Here is a 19,468-nt window from a genome sequence, read left to right as displayed (position 1 = left end):
CAGAGTGGTCGTCAGACTACTCGGGCAGACCTTTTTTCAGCACGGTTTGCATCGCGGAAAGGGCCGGCAGCATCGCATCGATACGTGTACGAATTTCGTGCACCGTGTAGTCGCCCATTTCCCAAGGAGATGCTTGGGCACCTAATTCTGGGATCGTGGCCAACATTTCTTCGCTAACCTTTACCTTGCCGCTGACAACCGCACCCTCTACGTAGGCCTGCGCAACGACCAGGTGACGAAAGGATTGAACGGTATCGAAGCGATACTGTGCGGCGGCGCGATCCAGGTTTTCGGCCGCGATCTCGCGTGCTGTTTCCTTCAGAACTTTAGTGCTCGTGTTCTCTTTCTGTTTGCTATCGTCGGCATTGCCGCTGCCCGCATCGAAGGCTTTCGCACGCATCACGTGCGACTTGGCGGTGGAGACAAACCCGAGGTCGATCAATGACTTCAGCTGATCGTCGGTGAATGGTGCTTCGCCAGAGCGGAGTTCGTCAGCGGCCATTCCAAAGATGCTAGCGGCATCCTGAATCCCACCTTTGCCATCGGTCATCGACGCCGAAGCGGAAAGGTTCAGCCATGCTTCGCACTTTTCAAGTGCCGTCGCCAGTTCCTCGTTCTTGCCGCTTCCGATCAGTTCTTTGGCGCTGTTGAGTTGTTCCATCGATTCGTAGCACAGAGGCCAGAATGCGGCCTTGGAAACGATCACCCAAGATCGTGACCAGTCCGGACGGACTTCGCTGTAGCCGACGCGACGCTTCGCTACGACGGAATCATCGGCGGAAATCGCGGGCGTCAAAGTGGTGAATCCGACAGGGATCACGACACAACCAAGGAACAGTTTTTGTAGCAGTGACATGGGTAGATGGGCTCGCCTAAATGGGGCCAAGACGTCGTTGACCGTGAGTGCGAACGGTCTGAAGTCGCATCGGGGGGCTGTTGATTGCGTTTCCGACTCATTTGAAACACTTGCCCAGAAACTTGGTTTCTTCGAATCGCCCAAAAATCGAAAACAATTCCTCATCGACTCACAGGCCGCTGATCGGCTGGGGATCCACTGATCGGATCGGCGAAGATCCGGTAAGCTGGAGCCCATGAATAGAAACTCTGCAAATCAACTGCCCGGGGTCCGCAAGTTGACGATTAGCATCTGGACCAACATTGTCATGGTTGTCGCGCTGACGGCCGGTTGTGGCGGATCGGTGTCGCCCACTGCGGACAGCTCCGCAACGCCCGATGCTGCCAGAGAGACGTCGAAGCCATCGGCTGACGAAGTGGATGTCAAGTCCGCCGACCATGATCACCAGCAGGATCACGACCATGGCGATGCCAGCGAAGATGCCGCATCGGACGCCGGCAGTCCGAAATCGACCAGCGATTCGTCCACGGTCCAGTACAGCGGCGAAGCATTCCGGGTCGCCGCCCACGACGGAAACATCGACATCGTCCGCCGGGCTCTTTCCTCGGGCATGGATGTCAATTCGGCCGATCCCGATCGCAAGTACACGGCGCTGCTAATGGCGGCCTACAACGGCCACGCCAACGTCGTCAAACTGCTGTTGGAAAAAGGAGCCGCCGTTGACGCACGAGATTTCGAGGGCAAAACGCCTCTGATGCACGCATCGTCGGGACCCTACGTGGAAACCGTCCAAACGCTGATCGAAGCGGGAGCCAACGTGAACGCCACCGAAACGACCGAAGGATTCACGGCCCTGATGACGGCCGCGGCGCTCGGTGAAGCCGAAGTGGTCCAAGCACTGTTGGCCGCCGGCGCGGACGCATCGGTTGTCGATGCCGACAATGACACGGCCAAGGATCATGCCAACAATGCGGGGAAAACCGCGGTTGCCGATCTGCTGCCGTAGGCGGAAGGTTGGTCGGTTGAGTTGATGGATTGGTTTTGGGTTGCGGTGGAGGCGCGTTTGGGTTTGAGTTCGAGTTCGAGTTCGAGTTCGAGTTCGAGTTCGGGTTCGGGTTCGGGTTCGGGTTCGGGTTCGGGTTCGGGTTCGGGTTCGAGTTCGGGTTCGGGTTCGGGTTCGAGGGGGAGGGCGAGTTCGGGTTCGGGTTCGACTACGAGGGGCAGGGCGAGGGCGAGGGCGCGGATTCGGGACGTTGGTGGGTGGCTTGGTGGCGGGCCTGTGACGGGAATGAACACGCGGTCCATGATTGGCTTGGTCGACACAGGCCCCTGACCGGGGTTGGATACTCTAAAATCAGATTCTGACGAAGCGCTCGCTTCCCTTCTGATCTTCTCTTGCCAAGCCACACCATGACGTTTCGACTTTGCCTGCTGGCCCTCGTGTGCCTTTCTGCCAATTTGGAAAGTATGGCGCAGACGGCCCACCGTGATCCCATCCGATTGACGCACGGTCCGATGTTAGGGGTCCCGACCGATAGCACGGTTCGGGTTTGGGCGCGGACATCCGATGCGGGCGAATTCGAGGTTCACTATGGAACCGCCGCTGACAAACTGAACCAGATCAGCTCGCCCGGCACGACGTCGATCGATCACGACCTTACCGGATGGTTGACTCTGACTGGGTTACAGGCCGACACCCGATACCACTATCAAATCTGGGTCAACCAGCGGCCGCATGGATTGCCCGGCAGTTTCATCACCCTGCCCAGCAAAGAAGAATCACGCAACGCCGAATACAACCCGGCGGGACTGTTCAATTTTCGATTCCAGATCGGGTCCTGTGCTAACCAAAACCCGCTGCATGGCGCCGGGCACCGGATGACCACCTACGAACACTTGAACGCCGACTGGGCGGACAAAGTCCACTTTCACATCATGAACGGCGATTGGCTGTACGAAGAACTTCGCACCTTCCCCGCCGAAGCATGGCGATTGATCCAAGGGGTCCAGGAAAACCCCAAAGTGGTCGAGGTTGCCCCCACCATTGTCGGCGTTTGGGAAAACTACAAATTGTATCTCAGCCGCGGCGTCGAACTGGCCAAATGGCATCGTCACGTGCCTAGCATGTTCACGTTCGATGACCATGAATTGGTGAACGACATCTGGGGATCCGGTGAAGCCGGGAAACGACATCGCCGAACGGTTTTCCGTGACATCGGAACTCAGGGTTGGTTCGACTACCTGGGCTGGGCAAACCCGATGGCGTTCGACCACCCAGTTCACTTCAGCACCGGCGCGATGAAGGCTGGCAGCGACGTCTTGTACGATGCCGAAGCCGATTTTTCCGCGATGCCGATTCATGAAATGTCGAACTTGCATGTCCACTGGGGCACGCCCGAAGCCGGCGTGAACGACATGGTTTTCGATGACGATTCCGGCGCCGCCAATTCCTATGTCTACGACATCGTCGAAGTGATCGACCCGCATCGTTTGCGACTGCACATGCCAGCCAAAGTAGATGACGAATCGATCAGCTATTCGATCGGTCGACGCAGCTATGGCAACTATCGTGTGGCGAATTGCGAGTTCTACATCCTTGATACTCGCGGCCACCGTGACATGCACGATGTGTCCCAGCGTGACAAACCGGGCGTTTCCATGCTCGGACAAGCTCAGCACGATTGGCTGCTAAAGACGATGAAGGTCAGCGACGCCGACTTTCACTTTGTGATTTCCTCGGTTCCCTTCATGATCCCCCACAGCGGGGCCGGCGGTTTCGAAGCCGATTCGGCCAACAAAGAAGAAGCCTGGACCGGTTTCTTTGACGAACGCGAAAAATTGATCAATGCGTGGGATGCGATGGGCAAAAAAGTGTTCGTGATGACGGGCGACCTGCACAATAGTTTTGCGATCAAGGTGACCGACAACGTGTGGGAGTTCTGCTGTGGGCCGCACAACAGCGTCAACCACGTCCCCGACCTGGACGAAAGCGGCCGACCGGCAACCGGCAAATGGAAGTTCGGTCCACGGGAAATGGACATCCGCTGGAGCAGCTATCTGTTGCCCGACCTGCCACGGATGGAACGCATGTACCCGCACTACTGTGTCGTGCAGATCAACAATGTGTTCAACATGCCGCAACAACTAGGCGGCAAACGGTTGGTGGCGTTCCCGCATCCCCAGGTCATCTTTCAATACTTTGACGGCCGCACCGGCGAACTGGCCTATTCCGAAACGGTCAGCATCGACCACTGACCAGCCGATCGGCACGCCTACGAATCTGCTAACGCGACCAACGATGCGCGTGGCCAATCAATCGTTCCAAGTCGGCGAAGTACTCGGGGTACGTCTTTGCCGTGCAGGCGGGATCCAAAATTTTGACTCCCGGGATCTTCAGACCTGCCAACGAAAAACTCATCGCCATCCGGTGGTCGTGATAAGTCTCTAGCGTGGCCGCGGTGGGGGATACCGGCGGGTGAATCGTCAAACCGTCTTCGTGTTCATCGACGCGTGCGCCCAGCTTGCGAAGTTCGCACGCCAGATCACCAATGCGGTCGGTTTCTTTGAATCGGTTGTGCGCCACTCCGCGAACACGAGTCGGTCCTTCGGCAAACAGGGCGACGACGGCCAACGTTTGCACCGTATCGCTGATCACGTTCATGTCCACGTCGACGCCTTTCAGTGGGCCGCCGATGACGGTGATCGAATCATCGGTGTGCCGGACTTGGCATCCCATTTTTTCCAACACATCCACGAAGCCCACGTCGCCTTGCATCGCATTCGCACACAGACCGTCCACCGTGATTTCGCCACCGGTGATGGCCGCCGTCGCCCAGAAATAGCTGGCGGCCGACGCATCCGGTTCGATGGCGTACTGGACGCCTTGGTATGCCGCCGCGCCCGTCTCCACAGCGACCGATGAATCGTGATCGATGATGGTGACGTCCGAGCCGAACGACTGCATGACTTTGGCCGTCATGTCGACGTAGGGTCGCGACACCAGTTCACCGACGACGTCGATTCGTTTGGTGGGGGATGAATTCGCGGCAGTCGAATGACCACTGGTGGCCGAATGACTATTGGCAATTGGCGCGGCCATCATCAATCCGCTCAGGTATTGGCTGCTGACGCTGCCTGCGACCGAAAGACGGTCTCCCTTCCACCCGTTGGATGAAATGGTAACCGGGGGGCATCCACCGGCGGACACCGCAGCGATCGATCCATCGATGACATCGTCGATGGCAGTGACCAGGTCCCCGATGGGTCGCTGGTGCATGCGATCGACTCCATGCAAACGATAGCAACCACCAAAGGCAGACAGTGCCGCCGTTAAGAAGCGGATGGTTGTCCCGCTGTTGGCGATGAACATCTGGGTCGGTTGATCGGGCGAACCGCCACGGCTGCGTCCGGACGTATCGACTGACAGTGTCCGACCGCCATCCTGGACATCGACGCTGATACCGATCGATCGGACCGCGTCGATCATTACTTCGGTGTCTTCGCTCCGCAGCGCCCCGGTCAAAATCGAGTTCCCGTCGGCGAAGGCCGCACAAATCAGGGCTCGATTGGTCAGGCTTTTGCTACCCGGCGGGCGGATGCGACCATCCACGCGGCCCGGCGGAACGATTTCAACGAACGGGATCGCGGTGGGATCTGGGTCAGGCATCAAAGCGTCGGGTGGCGAATGATTGTCAACGGTCTAAGTGGCAAGCGACGAATCGTATCCGGGAACCACAAGCGCGCCCACGATCATGGTGGCCAAAGTCGCGGTGTGCAGCAGCCACGTTTCGTCACACATGATGACGGTACGGACGGTCACGATCGTAATCACGACCAGAGCGGCGAAAAACTGTTTTTCGGCCCATCTAGCGGCTTCGCCTTGGGTCATCTTGGCGAATACCAACGCAACGCTTCCCATCAACGGTAGCAGAATAGCATCCATGATGGCTGTAATTTGGGGAAGATCAGGCACGCTGGGAAACTCCATTTTCCGCGTTCTAAAAGATAAGAAGGCCGCGAATCCTGCGGCCCAAGTCCCTTCATGCCATCTAGAGGCGTTCCCCCGGAAGGGCGACTTTAGCAAATCCTTGAAATTTCCACGAAATCGCCCCCCCCCCGACTGCCAGGATGGCCGCACGATCTGCCGAGACAAAAACCTTCGCCCAACCGGAACAGTTTCACTCAGGCCACCTGCCTGACTAACCGATACAACCTGATATCGATGCCACAGGGCGTCGACGTTTCCTTGCGAGATCGCATACGCTTCGAGTCTGAACCATGTCAAACATCTCCCACCGTACGGAATCGCTCCGCCCGCGACTGGTTCAAACCTGGTCGATCGCGGTGCTGATGATCGCCGCACTGCCGCTTGGCGGATGTCGAATTTGCGCCGACTGCGAAGATCTTGCCTATCCGGCATATGGCGGAGCCTGGCAGCGTACCAATCGCGATTCGGGACGCGTCGGCAGCGTCTTTGACCCCGGTGGCGCCAAGATGGCGGCGTTGACCAATCGCGACGAACCCGATCATCCAGACGAAATCATCCGCGAGCGTCAGCAGTTGAAGAAGCAACAGCGTGGCGACGATGGTGATATGCAAGAGAACGAAAACTGGGACGAAGACGGGCCCAACACCGACGATGAAGAACCACGCCGCCCCTACCTTCGCGATCGGACACTCGATGACATCGAGACCCCGAACGAAGACACGCTTCGTCAAAAGAGTCTCGATGACATCGAAGTCCGAATCATTCCGGGCCGCGCCCCGGTGATGGTCAATCAACAAAACTGACCGTTCACCGGATCCACAGGCTAGGAAACCACCTCGCTTGACCCCGTAAAGACGTACTCGTCCCCGACGAAATCCACCGAAACGACGGATCCGTCCGGGTACGAATTTTTCAGCAATGCCGTGGCCAAGCGGTTCTGAATCTCACGCTGGATCACTCGCTTCAGCGGACGTGCACCATAGGTCGGGTCGTAACCCACCTTGGCAATCTCGTCGATCGCTGCGTCGCTGAACTGCAATGTCAGGTCGTTCTCTTTCAGTCGGGTGGCCAAGTGGTTCAGTTGCAAACCGACGATCTTTCGAATCTCGTCCCTGTTGAGCGGGTGGAAGATCACGATGTCATCGATCCGGTTCAGGAACTCTGGCAGGAACCTTGCCTTCAGCGCCTCGTTGACCGCAACGTGCATATCTTCCTCGCTGCCGCCTTCCTCGGTGACCTGTTGGATCACCTGACTGCCGGCGTTGCTAGTCATCACGATGACCGTGTTGGAAAAGTTGACGGTTCGCCCGTGCCCGTCGGTCAGTCTGCCGTCATCGAGCACCTGCAACAGGATGTTGAAAACATCGGGGTGAGCCTTTTCCATCTCGTCCAGCAGCAACACCGCATAGGGCCGACGCCGGACCGCTTCGGTCAACTTGCCACCCTCTTCGTAACCGACGTATCCGGGCGGTGCACCGATCAATCGCGACACACTGTGCCGTTCCATGAACTCGCTCATGTCGATCCGCACCATCGCGGAATCGTCGTCGAACATCACTTCGGCAAGCGCCTTGCAAAGCTCCGTCTTGCCGACGCCGGTCGGACCTAGAAACAGGAACGAACCAATCGGACGATTCGGATCCTGCAATCCGCTACGGCTTCGACGTACCGCGTCCGAGACCGCTGCGACGGCTTCGTCTTGTCCGATCACGCGAGCATGCAAGCGCTCTTCCATGACCAGCAACTTGGCGCGTTCGGTTTCCAGCATTCGAGTGACGGGAACGCCGGTCCATGTACTGACGACCTCGGCGATCTCTTCCTCGGTGACATCGCGGCGCAGCAAGCGACGCTTGGAATCCACAGGGTCCGGTTCGGGAGCCGCTTCGCGCGACTCCAGTTCCGCCAAGCGATTCTCCAGTTCGGTTTGCTTGGAACGGGTGTCCAACATTTCCTGATAGATCTGTTCGGGGCTCTCACCGCGAAGTTGTTTCTGTTTCGCTTCGGCATCCAATGTCGCAAACCGATGCTTCAGCGCTTCTGCTTCTTGTCGGATCGTCTGAACATCGTCGAGGCCGATTTTCTCGGCATCCCATTGTTCGCGAAGGTTCGCCAAATCGCGGCCCAAGGATTCCATTTCCTCTTCGATCTCGGTTCGCTTGGCGACCGCAGAATCTTCCTCTTCGGCCACCAACTGCCGATGCGCCAATTCCAACTGGCGAAGCCGACGTTGAATCTGGTCGATCGGTTCTGGCACACTTTCCTTTTCGATCGCCAACCGGCTAGCCGCTTCGTCGATCAAATCGATCGCTTTGTCTGGCAAGAATCGATCAGCGATGTAGCGGTCCGACAAATTGGCAGCCGCGACGATTGCACTGTCCGTGATCCGCACACCGTGGTGAGATTCGTAGCGTGACTTCAACCCGCGCAGGATCGCGATGGTGTCTTCCACGTTGGGTTCGCCGACGTAGACCGGTTGGAAACGACGTTCCAACGCTGCGTCTTTTTCGATGTGTTGCCGGTATTCATCCAGCGTCGTGGCTCCGATGCATCGCAGCGCACCGCGGGCCAGTTCCGGTTTCAGCAAGTTCGCTGCGTCCGGCGACCCTTCCGCCTTGCCCGCACCCACGACCAAGTGCAGTTCATCGATGAATAGAATGACCTGACCGTCACTGTCTTTGACTTCCCGCAGGACCGATTTCAGACGTTCTTCGAAATCGCCGCGGAACTTCGCACCGGCGACCAGGGCGCCCATGTCCAACGAGACGACTTTCTTGTCCTTCAGACTTTGCGGAATATCACCTTCGAAGATTCGCAGCGCCAACCCTTCGGCGATCGCCGTCTTGCCCACGCCGGGCTGCCCGATCAGCACAGGGTTATTCTTTGTTCGACGCGACAAAACTTGAATGACTCGGCGAATCTCGCTGTCGCGACCGATCACCGGATCCAACTTGCCGCTAGCGGCCAATTGAGTCAGGTCGATGCCGAACTTTTCCAGTGCTTGGTAGGTATCTTCGGCGTTCTGGTCGGTGACGCGAGCGGATCCGCGCACCGCGGCCATCGCAGTTAGCACATCGCTCTCGGACACCCCGGCCAATTTCAGCAACCGCTGCGCCTTGCCATCGGCACGAACCAACCCTAACAACAGGTGCTCGGTTGCAACGTATTCGTCTTTCAACGATGCGGCGGCATCAGCGGCCGCGTCGAACGCTTTCTGCAGTTCGGACGCCATCGCCGGTTGACGACCGCCCGACACTGCGGGCAGTCGTCCTAGTTCGCTTTGGACCGTGCTGACCAGTTGGCCGACATCGACCTTCATCTTGTCCAACAGTGGACGTGTGATCCCTTCGGATTCGTCCAACATCGCCGACAAGATATGAAGCGTTGATATCTCGGGGTTTCCGGTGGACGCCGCGTTGGCCTGAGCCTCGGCAACAATGGACTGAGCTTTGGTAGTTAACTTATCGAATCGAAATGTCATGGCAGTGTATCTCCTTGTATTGGCCACAGAGAGCAAAGGGTGGACCAATGGGAACCAAACGGGTGTGGAAGGACGCGGACACATCGACGCAGAAGCATCGATGGACGGCGCATTGACCCGAAACGATTAGCGCATAAAAAAAGGCGAGCGTCCAAAAATGAACGCCCGCCTTTCGCTATTGAAACGCGGCCGGAGCCGCGGTTGATCCGATCAACTAGTCTTTGACTTCGAAGTCGGCATCGATGGCATCATCGTCGCTGGTGTCAGCACTAGCGGCTGCACCGGCGCCGGCTGCATCGCCACCGGCTGCTTCGTTCTTCTCGTACAAGACCTTGCTGAACGCTTGCGACGCGGCATCCAATTCGTCGGTCGCTTGTTTGATCGCGTCGGCGTCTTCGCCTTCGGAGGCGGATTTCACCTTTTCGATCGCCTTGTTCATCGGTTCTTTGTCCGAATCGGTCAGCTTGTCGTCGTTTTCTTTCATCAACTTTTCGAGCTGATAAACTTGTTGGCTAGCCTTGTTCTTGGCTTCGACAAGTTCGAACTGCTTGCGATCTTCATCCGCATTGGATTCAGCATCTTTTCGCATTTGTTCGATTTCGTCTTCGCTAAGCGCGCCGGCTTCCTTGATCTGGACCGATGCTTCTTTACCGGTTTTCAGTTCTTTCGCCGACACCGCCAGGATGCCGTTCTGGTCGATGTCAAATTTGACTTCGATCTGTGGCATTCCGCGCGGTTGAGGCGGGATCCCTTCCAAGTTGAATTCGCCCAGCAATCGGTTGCTGGTCGCCATCTTCCGCTCGCCCTGGAACACCCGAACGGTGACCGCAGTTTGACCGTCCGCAGCCGTACTGAAAACGTTCTTCTTTTCGACAGGAATCGTGGTGTTGCGTTCGACCAATGCGGTCATCACGCCACCTTCGGTTTCGATGCCCAGCGTCAACGGGGTGACGTCTAGCAACAGAACGTCGGTTCGATCGCCAGCCAGAACGCTGCCTTGAATCGCGGCGCCAACGGCAACCACTTCGTCGGGATTCACACCTTGGTGTGGGTCCTTGCCGAAGATCGCCTTCACCAATTCGCGCACTTTTGGCACACGTGTGCTACCACCGACCAATACGATCTCGTCGATATCGCCCGGTTTCATGCCTGCATCTTCCAGTGCTTGCATGACTGGTTTGCGACAACGTTCGACCAAGTCGTCAACGAGTTCTTCGAACTTGCTGCGTGAAATCTTCATCGTCAGGTGTTTTGGACCTGATGCGTCCATCGTGATGAACGGAAGATTGATGTCGGTTTCAGGCAGCGTGCTGAGTTCTTTCTTTGCCTTTTCGCATGCTTCTTGCAACCGTTGCAAAGCCATCGGATCGTTTCGCAGATCGATCGCGTTGTCTTTTTTGAACGTATCAGCGACGTAGTTGATCAATGCATCGTCGAAGTCATCACCACCAAGGTGACCGTCTCCGCTGGTGCTGACCACTTGGAAAACTCGGCTTTCCTGTTCTTCGTCGCCCGCATCGGCAACTTCCAAGATGGAAACGTCGAAGGTACCGCCGCCCAAGTCAAAGACGATGATCTTTTCGTCTTTCTTCTTGTCCAGACCATAAGCGAGCGCGGCCGCCGTCGGTTCGTTGATGATCCGCGCGACTTCTAGGCCGGCGATTTGGCCAGCGTCTTTGGTCGCTTGTCGTTGGGCGTCGTTGAAGTACGCAGGGACTGTGATGACAGCCTTGTTGACCTTGTGCCCTAGGTAGGACTCGGCCGATTCCTTCAATTTCCGCAACACCTTCGCGCTGATTTCTTGCGGGGTGTAGTTGTCTTCGCCAATGCCGATTTTGACGTATTCGTCCGCATTTCCGACGACGCCGTAGGGCACCATCTTTTCTTCGGATTCGACTTCTGCGTGACGACGCCCCATGAACCGCTTGACCGAATAAACGGTGCGTTTGGGGTTGGTCACTGCTTGTCGACGGGCAGGTTCGCCGACGATCGTTTCGTTCTTGTCTGTGAATGCAACGACGCTAGGTGTCAGCCGATTGCCTTCGGCATTCGGGATGACTTTGGGTTCGCTGCCTTCCATGATCGCCACAACGCTGTTCGTCGTACCGAGGTCAATGCCAATGATTTTTTCGCCCTGGGCCATGTTAGGTCTCTCCGTGAAAAGGTCGCTCTGTCGCGCGGGTGGGATTGAATTGTCTGGGAACGCTATCTTGTTCGGTTCACCGCAACAGCGGTCCGTTGAATTTGAGTCGCCGGCGACTGTCGATTTCGTCGTCGTTTGGCGTTGAGATTCAATGAAGGCAAAGTTTGTGCCATTTGTCGGAATGCGAGCCTCGGAAACTCGAAAACATGGCCGTTCCTAGCCAACTTCGTCCCGGAAACACGCGAAAGGCATCCCTCCAATACTTTTTTGACAGGTTTCAAATTTCGCCCTCGAAAGGTCCAATGTGCGGTGTGTCAAATTGACAGACTCGCGTAGCCTAGTGTGCAGATCACGCTACGGACTGTTCCGCTGCTCCCTTCCATCGCCATGAACCCGGCCCATGACCGAATCGCGTCCATCTTCGTCTGAATCGTCCCAGCCCCAACCGTCGGGTTGCAAGCAGTCCGGATCCAGCGATTCGGGACCACAGGATGCTGCGCCGAAATTGATCCAGGACATCGATCTTCAGCTGATCGACCTGTTCCAGCGGCGGGCAGAGATCGTCCGGGCAGAAGTCGTGGATCACGATGCCGCCGTGGTAGGACGGGTCGCCAGTGCTGCGCGGCAGATCGATTCACTCGTGGCGTCGCACTGTGATCTTGCCGGCGGGTTGCCCAGCGATGAGGTATCTGGACTGCTGCGTCACCTATCGAGTGTCTGCTTGCAGTCCCTGCATGAGCTGCGAGTGGCGTACTTGGGCCCCGAGCACAGTTACAGCCACCTTGCGGCGCTCAAGTACTTCGGGGATGCCGTTGAACTGGTGCCCGTATCGTCCATCCCAGCGGTCTTTGAATCGGTCCAACGCGGCGACGTCGCGACGGGGATGGTGCCGATCGAAAACAGTACCGACGGCCGCGTCGTCGATACCTTGGGCATGTTTGTTCGTCGCGAGATGCAGATTTGCGGCGAGGTGCTGCTGCCGATCCACCACAACCTGTTGTCGAAATCGCCACGAAACGAGATCACTCACGTCTACAGCAAACCGCAGGCGCTGTCGCAGTGCCGAGCCTGGTTGACGAAGAATCTGCCAGCCGCACAGTTGGTAGAGATCAGCAGTACCGCGGCGGCGGCCGAGCTAGCGTCTCAGAAATTGGGCATCGCTGCGGTCGCTAGCCTGGAAGCGGGCCGGCAATATGAACTGGATGTGATCGACGTCAACATCGAAGACAACCAGAACAACGTCACCCGTTTCGCCGTGCTCGGCAAAGAACGCCAAGCCCCCACCGGTGACGACAAAACAGCCATCCTGTTTCAAGTCAGTCACGTCCCTGGCGCTTTGGCCGATGCGATGGTCGTGTTCAAAAAACAATCGCTGAACCTGACATGGATCGAATCGTTCCCGTCGCCAGATGCTGCCAACGAATACCTGTTTTTTGTCGAACTGAGCGGTCATCGCGATGACCCAGCCGTCGCCGCGGCGATCCAAGAACTAGCCGCCCAAGCCCAACGACTAACCGTGTTGGGCGCGTACCCCAAAGCCAAGCTGTAAGTCGCAAAGATTCGCCGCAATCGCAGCGAAACGGGGTGGACCAACGTGCAAGCGCAACTCGCCAAGAGTTTCGGCCTTGGTGGAGCCTTGGTGGGGACGCGTCGAAAGTCTTGGCGACTTGCGCTACGTCTGGTGGGACGTGTTGCGGTGTTCGTGCGCCGTGAGGGATGCCCTAGGCGGCGGCGCGGCCGTTGTGGCGAAGTCTTAGTTCTTCGTTGCAGACGACATGGCAATGCGACTGGCCGCTGAGAGTCGCTTTGACTCGCCGGTCGACGCTTTTCCGCATCGCTTTGTGGTACCCGACACTGGCGGTGAACAGAGTCATCAGATCGATGAACCCGGTGTTCTCACTGAGCGGTCCGGGGTCGATATCGAGATAGCTATCGGCGCCAAAGGAGAACAACCGGCCATCGATTTCGCCAATCGATTCCCCGTCGCATTCCACTTCGAAATCGGCGCCGATCGAAACCCATTTCCGTTTGATCGCAACGTGATGCATTTGTTGGCCGTCGAAGAATCCAAACGTAAAAATTGATGGGATTCGGAACGTGCGGTGATTCTGTTGGATGTACGTCACGTGTTCGGACCGCGGCAGCATCACCACCATCGTCAGCAGATTGCGTTTGGAACCGATCGAATTGTGCACCTCGGTCATGGTGACTTGTTCGATCGTGCCACACCAACGCACTCGATCGGTCGACGTCTTGAACAACTTCAAAACCAAGCGGCGTTTCTCGATCTCGCCCGGTTCCATCTGCATCACGTCGTCATCTTCAAGCTGCGCATCCAGATCCGCTTTTTGCTTGGCGGAGAGTCGCCCCGTCTTCTTGATCTGTTTCTTCAGTGTTTGACGACGTTGATCACGCATCACTTCCAGCGCGTCTTCCAATTCCGCGCCATCGACTTTCCAGACGTCGGTTCGAAGCCCCAACATATGGGTCGTCGCCCATGAACCGGATTCAAGATCTTGTTCAGCGACCGTGCCGACGGTGTCCATGTGCGTGGTGAAATGGTTGGTATCGGCCGTCTTCATCTGCTGCAGAATATCGACATTGCTGGGATGCATCCCTGGCAAGGCCCACATGTCCAGATAACGGCGCGAGGGCACTGGATCCTTTTTGCCCATGATCTTTCCTGACGGTTTCACCGTGAACGACCACACCAGACGTCGATCGTGACCGATCGTTTCGCGACCGATTGGCCAAACGAAAGGCACATTGGCCCAAAGCACCTTGGTCCCGTGGCCCAAAGGCCCCGAGCGGCGCATCGAAGACTGGCGTTGTCTACGTAATTTCCTTCATTCGGTATCGACCAGTCTGACCCGATCATCCAGTCCAAACCGCTTAACCGGCAAATCTTGTCGGCTATGGTTCGGTTTCACGGCCGAGAAGGTTTCCCGACCGGTGTTGGATTCAGCCAAATCAAAGCAAACCTGCCCAATCGATCGGGCGAGCACGTAGCCCGGATTCCGCCGGACGCGCCTAGCTGGGCGCTTGCGGTGGATCGGGGATCGTAGCGGCGTCGAGGTCGGAGTTGTTGCGAATCGAATCCGCCTGCGGTGCCTGGGTGCCCTGCGAATCATCGGTCGGCGATTCGATCGCGGACGAATCACCATGGCCCCCGAGCGCGGTCGCCAGTTTGCCATCGTCGGCCGCGGCGATCCAACGCAGGTCGATCACCAGATCGTCGCCATCGACCGCTGCCAACACCGATGGGATGTCGGCGCGAAGTCGCTTGGCCCATTCGGTGGCGGACCGATGGTGATGTCGCAAGCGAAGTTGCCGAGAGGGGAATTTCCATCGGCCACCGGACGTCAAACCGGCATCGTCGGCGGTCACCTGACAATGGGCGATCCCATCGTCGGCGGTCAGACGGATCGCCATGCGTTCGGCCCGACCTTTTAGATTTTCGGCCGAAGTCGCCAGCAAGCTTTCGATCGGCATCGTCGTCGATGAACTGAATACAGGCGTCGATGATGACGTGATTTCCAATGCGACGGTCATCATCGCGATGGTCGCTTCGGATGCTGCCAAGGATGCCCACGCGGGGCAAGCCTGGATCTGATGGACCAAGTCCTTGGGTCCAACCAGGATGCCGCAGGCCGGTCCGCCGGCGATACCCTGGCCCGAAAACACGACAACGTCGGCTCCCGCGGCCAAGACGGATTCGACCGATGGAATCTGGTCATCACGATCACTGCGTCCTAGCGTCGCGATCGGCAGGACCGCGACTTGGATGACGTCGCGGCCGTCGAAGTCAAAGGCGGCCACCGGCAGGCTGCCATCGTCCGCCAAGACCGTGATGAAATGGTCACGAGAACCGAAATCGGATTCGACAGCACGATTCGAACTTCCCACTTCCGACAACTTCCGTTGACCATCGGATGCCAGCGCCGCCACCAAAACATCGGGCAACGATTGACCGCCGGCAAGCCCGATCGCTTGGCTGCGATGGATGACGATTTCGCGATTGTCACCGATCAGCGTGATGGCAGCCACCGCGGCCTCCAACCGGTGGGCGATGGCAACCGATTGCCCTGACGCATCTGGCAGACAACGATCCAGTCGACGCTGAATCCGTTGGCGAAACTCGGATCCGCCCACCGTGTCGCCGCCGATCAATTCGCACCCGATCTCGGTAACCGCGTCGGCCAACGGAACCCCGGTACCTCGCTCGGTCAGCAGTGTCCCCGAGGCGTTCAACATCGGGACAGCGACCGTCGTATGTTGGCGGGCCCAACGTTGGACCGATCGACGACCGGTGTCGGCGGTTCGCATGACCGCATCGATGCTGCGAGCGGCGGACTGCGGGAAATCCTGCAGAATTTCGCTGGCTTGGTTCTTGATCTTCTCCATCACCTCAGGCTCGCGGGCCTTTTTTGCCACGTCGCTGAGCCCTCGTCGCAACAGATCGATCGTCCAGGGTGGGATAGCCATAGGATTTGCCTTGTAGATTTTTGTTGGACGGCCGAGTGCTCCGGTCGCCTTGATGTGCGGTAGATCCATGATAGCTAGTGCTTGGAAAAAACCGTCTGCCAAACTGGATTCGTGATCAGATCGCGAATCTTGGCAGGACACAACAGAACATTGCCAGTTCGGCGTCTGCTAGGATGATCTGGTCGCCGATCGCTAACCGCTTCGTCGTCCTTATCCCGCCCTCTGTGGCACCCCGTTCGCATCAATATTCCATCCGTTGTCCTCGTGACGCCGGAGAAAACGAGTCCGGGAGTACTCGAATCGATGCTATCTATCCAAGACGACCGCAAGGTCGTGATTGCAGGAATCGTGCTCGCGTCGATCGCAGCGGTGCTGTTGATCGCGGCGAACCTTCCGTATCAGTATGTTGCTGCGAACCAACACTGGACAGGTGTTGCCGAAGTCGACGGAATGATTGGATTTGGATCCCAGGCCCTGCCACGAATGGCGGGCTGGCCCTACCGCTATTCCGTGCATTACGCCGCCGACGGCAACCGTTGGCGTTATTGGTCGACGTTGGGATTGGTGACCAACGTTCTGGTATCGATCGGCGTTTGTGGAATCGTTTTTGCGATCGTGCAAATCCGAGTGCGGCGGATCGCGTCGGCAGGCAACCCGCGCCGAATGCAGACCATCTTTGACATCGGTCTGGCTTGTCTGATCGTCTTGGTCCCGACGGTGATGTTGACGCGGTGGCATTTCGAATGGAAGGAACACCAACAGATCGCCAACCGAGTCAATCGCAGCGGCAACTGTTACATGTCGGCTTGGTTGCCGGCCCCGATGGTTGACCGATTGCCGAAAGGATTGGTCGAACGTCTCAGCAGAGTGCGTCGGGTTCAGTGCGTTGCAGCCGATGACGCGTTGATCCGAACGGTTTGCAGGTTGCCAACGTTGAATCTGTTCGAATCGTTTTACGGACGATTCCAGGGTCAGGCGATGTCGCCGTTGATCGATCGAATCCACCTAGCCGGTTTTACGTTAGCGAACCAAAGTCTGTCGAACGCGGACATCGACGTCATGGTGCAATTGCCGTGGCTGTCATCGATTTGTCTGAAACGGACAGACGTGGATTCCGCGATGATCGCGCGGACCAGTTCGATGATCAGTTTGCGGACGATCAGCCTGGCCAACACGGACGTGCGGTTGTCGGAACTGGGCCGACCGCAATGGGCTGACTATGTGGAAACGCTGCAACTTTCACGTCCGGCCCAGGGCATTCGCGATTCGTTAACGATCGAAGGTTGGCCAGAACTGCGAAGTTTGACGCTGACCCGGCGCACGGAACAATTGAACGACGAACCGCTGACGCTGCGTCTGGTAAATTTGCCGAAATTAGAAACGCTGCGAATCGACCGGATCCAAAAGCACAACTTGCACGCCGAAAATCTGCCTCGATTGATGGCGATCGATGACGAAGTGACTCAAGAGTTGATGATGTCGTCGCAAAACCGATGGGTCCCGGGATTGTCTTGGTACCAGAATCTGACGCTCAAAAATTTGCCGGGCTTGGTTCGAACGACCTGTTTTGCCGGCGACCTTCAAACGCTGGACCTGGAAGACCTGCCACGTTTACGTGAACTGGAACTGAGCGCGTTCTTGACTTCGTCCGCGGGCGACTCGCTAGACAATGTGAACCGGCCCGAACGCATTCAGACCTGGTTGGATACGATCGGGCGATGCGGCGTTCCAGCCAAACTGACGCTTTCGGGGCTACCGCTAAAGGATGTCGATTTAAGCGGCTTGGCAAACAACGCGGGAATCCGGCATCTGCTTTTGAAGGAATCGACTGTCACGTTTGATCAGGTAAAAAACCTGCAGCCGATGAAAAACCTGACGCAGTTGGATCTTGGCTTTTGCGAAATCCACGAGGATCAATTGTCGTGGTTCGTTCAGGAGTTTCCCGAGCTATCGTTTTTGCGAATCAATGGCACGCAGTTGACGGAGATCAACTTGCAGGGTCATCCGAACTTGCGTTTCCTAGACGTCGGTCCCTTGGTCCGGTTGGATCAGTTGGGGATCAAGGACCAGCCGAAATTGTGTCTGACGATACGCATCGAACACCCGTTGTCGAAGCTTGAAATCCGTCAAGCTCGTTCGGTGCGCGGATTGGCCGTGACCCATCCGTGGCCGCCGTCTGCGGTGCTGTCCGGTCTGCGAGACCTGCGTTGGTTCTCGGCTGGCGGTCCGGAACTGGACGATTCCTTGTTCCAGGAACTGGCGCGGTGCCCAGGCCTGGACCAACTGACGCTTGCCTATCCGTCGCTATCCACGGAAAGCCTACGCAAGATCGGGGAAATGATTCGCTTGACCGTGCTTGTGGTACCGGGCACCGACCTGGATGATTCGGTCACCGACCATTGGCAGAATCTGGAATCGTTGTGGGAAGTCAATCTGGACGACACCCATGTCGACGTCCGCACGATCGCCTGGCTTAGCTCGATCGAATCGTTGCGATCGGTGTCCTTGAATCGCGTCCCGCTTAGCGAGGCAGCGATCAGCGGACTTTGTGAAATGAGCCAACTGGCACGTCTGTCGCTTCGCGGCGTCGATCTGACCAATCGAGACATCAGCCATCTGCTGGCGAACGAATCGCTAGACGTGCTAGATCTTTCCGAGTCCAAATTTGATTCGCGAGTACTCGACACGCTTGCCCAGTCGCAGGGTTTGAAGAGCCTGATTGTTCATCGCTGCGATCTGACGCAATCCGATGTCGCCAAATTGCTGCAGTCGAACCTTCGCATGGCGGTCGACTTGGGCGAATTGGATTCGGAACCATTCGCCGATTTCCAACCGGAATTCAGGGGCGAAATCCAGCGACGGTTGACGAACTTCCGGAAAGCGTCCTGGACCTATCGCAGCAACCGCAATTTGGCACTGACGTCCGCACCGACGAATCAACCCGCCGAACCCCAGCCCGCCGAACCCCAACCCGCCGAACCCCAACCCGCCGACCCCCAACCCGCCGACCCCCAACCCGCCGAACCCCAGCCCGCCGACCCCCAGCCAGACGAAACGATCCCCGATCCCGAATCGATGGAACCGGACGCCCTGAAATTGGCTGACCAGAGCACCGCCAACCAAGAGATCCCCGACCAAGATTCCGCCGACCTGGACGGTGCCGATCCGGACAGTGGCGATCCGGATTTCGCCGACGCGGAAATGGAACAGTTCCGGAGTCGGACGGCGAATCACCCGTACGGGATGTTGGCCAGCACCATTGATCCTGCGCGGATCGATGTCCAGCAATTCCGCCGCTCGGCTGCTGAGGCCGCCCCCCTGGGAATTGCCCGGAAAATGTCGTCAACCGATTCGGCGGTGGCAACAAAGGGTGACCAACCCGAGATCGGCGTGCCGACAAGCACCAAGGGGAATCACGATCCGGCGGCCGACGATCGTCAAATCCAGGCTCGACCCGTTTCGGTAACGCAAACGGAATAGCCCACCGGCCGGATGACCCGTTTTCAGCTTTGGCTGGGT

Annotated in this window: 14 protein-coding genes; 7 read left to right on the top strand and 7 right to left on the bottom strand. The window is 57.5% G+C overall.

All coding sequences use genetic code 11. The features are described 5' to 3' along the window. Positions 1–16: 16 nt before the first annotated feature. The gene (locus K227x_RS11995) at positions 17–856 is read right to left on the bottom strand and encodes a hypothetical protein (RefSeq protein ID WP_145169714.1); all 840 of its coding nucleotides are present in this window, start codon (positions 854–856) and stop codon (positions 17–19) included. A gap of 235 nt (positions 857–1,091) precedes the next feature. On the opposite strand from K227x_RS11995, the gene K227x_RS11990 reads away from it, so the two are divergent. Genes K227x_RS11990 through K227x_RS11980 form a run of 3 tightly spaced genes read left to right on the top strand, consistent with a single transcriptional unit; the run spans position 1,092 to position 4,111 of the window. Further along, a complete protein-coding gene (locus tag K227x_RS11990; protein WP_145169712.1) occupies positions 1,092–1,862 on the top strand; it encodes an ankyrin repeat domain-containing protein in 771 nt (256 codons plus the stop codon). A gap of 29 nt (positions 1,863–1,891) precedes the next feature. After that, positions 1,892–2,221, top strand: coding sequence for a hypothetical protein (locus K227x_RS30490; RefSeq protein ID WP_218933948.1), 330 nt, complete (start codon positions 1,892–1,894; stop codon positions 2,219–2,221). Positions 2,222–2,266: 45 nt separating this feature from the next. Continuing rightward, positions 2,267–4,111, top strand: coding sequence for an alkaline phosphatase D family protein (locus K227x_RS11980; RefSeq protein WP_145169710.1), 1,845 nt, complete (start codon positions 2,267–2,269; stop codon positions 4,109–4,111). A 28-nt stretch (positions 4,112–4,139) separates the two neighbouring features. Here K227x_RS11980 and aroA read toward each other — a convergent pair whose 3' ends face one another. Next, complete coding sequence (gene aroA, locus K227x_RS11975) at positions 4,140–5,522, bottom strand: 3-phosphoshikimate 1-carboxyvinyltransferase (RefSeq protein WP_145169708.1); 1,383 nt, start codon at positions 5,520–5,522, stop codon at positions 4,140–4,142. Between the two features lie 33 nt (positions 5,523–5,555). Beyond that, positions 5,556–5,798, bottom strand: a complete 243-nt coding sequence (locus K227x_RS11970; RefSeq protein WP_145177786.1) for a hypothetical protein — start codon at positions 5,796–5,798, stop codon at positions 5,556–5,558. A gap of 335 nt (positions 5,799–6,133) precedes the next feature. Here K227x_RS11970 and K227x_RS11965 point away from each other — a divergent pair, with 335 nt between their 5' ends. Continuing rightward, complete coding sequence (locus K227x_RS11965; RefSeq protein WP_145169706.1) at positions 6,134–6,646, top strand: hypothetical protein; 513 nt, start codon at positions 6,134–6,136, stop codon at positions 6,644–6,646. Between the two features lie 20 nt (positions 6,647–6,666). Here K227x_RS11965 and clpB read toward each other — a convergent pair whose 3' ends face one another. After that, positions 6,667–9,321, bottom strand: a complete 2,655-nt coding sequence (gene clpB / locus K227x_RS11960; protein WP_145169704.1) for an ATP-dependent chaperone ClpB — start codon at positions 9,319–9,321, stop codon at positions 6,667–6,669. Here clpB and K227x_RS31405 point away from each other — a divergent pair. After that, a complete protein-coding gene (locus K227x_RS31405) occupies positions 9,320–9,451 on the top strand; it encodes a hypothetical protein (protein WP_261343436.1) in 132 nt (43 codons plus the stop codon). The genes clpB and K227x_RS31405 overlap by 2 nt on opposite strands. An 84-nt stretch (positions 9,452–9,535) precedes the next feature. On the opposite strand, the gene dnaK is transcribed toward K227x_RS31405, so the two are convergent. Further along, complete coding sequence (gene dnaK / locus K227x_RS11955) at positions 9,536–11,464, bottom strand: molecular chaperone DnaK (protein ID WP_145169702.1); 1,929 nt, start codon at positions 11,462–11,464, stop codon at positions 9,536–9,538. 400 nt (positions 11,465–11,864) lie between these two features. Here dnaK and pheA point away from each other — a divergent pair, with 400 nt between their 5' ends. After that, a complete protein-coding gene (gene pheA / locus K227x_RS11950; RefSeq protein WP_145169701.1) occupies positions 11,865–13,013 on the top strand; it encodes a prephenate dehydratase in 1,149 nt (382 codons plus the stop codon). Between the two features lie 172 nt (positions 13,014–13,185). Here pheA and K227x_RS11945 read toward each other — a convergent pair whose 3' ends face one another. Together K227x_RS11945 and K227x_RS11940 are read right to left on the bottom strand one after the other, a co-directional pair. After that, on the bottom strand, positions 13,186–14,160 hold the full coding sequence (locus tag K227x_RS11945; protein WP_218933947.1) for an LURP-one-related/scramblase family protein: 975 nt from the start codon (positions 14,158–14,160) through the stop codon (positions 13,186–13,188). Positions 14,161–14,494: 334 nt separating this feature from the next. Further along, entirely contained in the window at positions 14,495–15,949 is a 1,455-nt protein-coding gene (locus K227x_RS11940) for a hypothetical protein (protein WP_218933946.1), read from the bottom strand. 303 nt (positions 15,950–16,252) lie between these two features. Here K227x_RS11940 and K227x_RS11935 point away from each other — a divergent pair, with 303 nt between their 5' ends. Further along, entirely contained in the window at positions 16,253–19,429 is a 3,177-nt protein-coding gene (locus K227x_RS11935; RefSeq protein ID WP_145169698.1) for a leucine-rich repeat domain-containing protein, read from the top strand. Positions 19,430–19,468: the final 39 nt, after the last annotated feature.

It is taken from the genome of Rubripirellula lacrimiformis, from assembly GCF_007741535.1.
GTDB lineage: Bacteria > Planctomycetota > Planctomycetia > Pirellulales > Pirellulaceae > Rubripirellula > Rubripirellula lacrimiformis.
This window is presented reverse-complemented; position numbering and strand designations above follow the sequence as displayed.

Bases quoted from the DNA above. Each gene is read 5' to 3' on its own strand.
- clpB (WP_145169704.1), bottom strand. From the start codon at position 9,321: ATGACATTTCGATTCGATAAGTTAACTACCAAAGCTCAGTCCATTGTT.
- K227x_RS11990 (WP_145169712.1), top strand. From the start codon at position 1,092: ATGAATAGAAACTCTGCAAATCAACTGCCCGGGGTCCGCAAGTTGACG.
- K227x_RS11980 (WP_145169710.1), top strand. From the start codon at position 2,267: ATGACGTTTCGACTTTGCCTGCTGGCCCTCGTGTGCCTTTCTGCCAAT.
- K227x_RS11970 (WP_145177786.1), bottom strand. From the start codon at position 5,798: ATGGATGCTATTCTGCTACCGTTGATGGGAAGCGTTGCGTTGGTATTC.
- K227x_RS11940 (WP_218933946.1), bottom strand. From the start codon at position 15,949: ATGGCTATCCCACCCTGGACGATCGATCTGTTGCGACGAGGGCTCAGC.
- pheA (WP_145169701.1), top strand. From the start codon at position 11,865: ATGACCGAATCGCGTCCATCTTCGTCTGAATCGTCCCAGCCCCAACCG.
- dnaK (WP_145169702.1), bottom strand. From the start codon at position 11,464: ATGGCCCAGGGCGAAAAAATCATTGGCATTGACCTCGGTACGACGAAC.
- K227x_RS31405 (WP_261343436.1), top strand. From the start codon at position 9,320: ATGGCAGTGTATCTCCTTGTATTGGCCACAGAGAGCAAAGGGTGGACC.
- K227x_RS11965 (WP_145169706.1), top strand. From the start codon at position 6,134: ATGTCAAACATCTCCCACCGTACGGAATCGCTCCGCCCGCGACTGGTT.
- K227x_RS11995 (WP_145169714.1), bottom strand. From the start codon at position 856: ATGTCACTGCTACAAAAACTGTTCCTTGGTTGTGTCGTGATCCCTGTC.
- K227x_RS11935 (WP_145169698.1), top strand. From the start codon at position 16,253: ATGCTATCTATCCAAGACGACCGCAAGGTCGTGATTGCAGGAATCGTG.
- aroA (WP_145169708.1), bottom strand. From the start codon at position 5,522: ATGCCTGACCCAGATCCCACCGCGATCCCGTTCGTTGAAATCGTTCCG.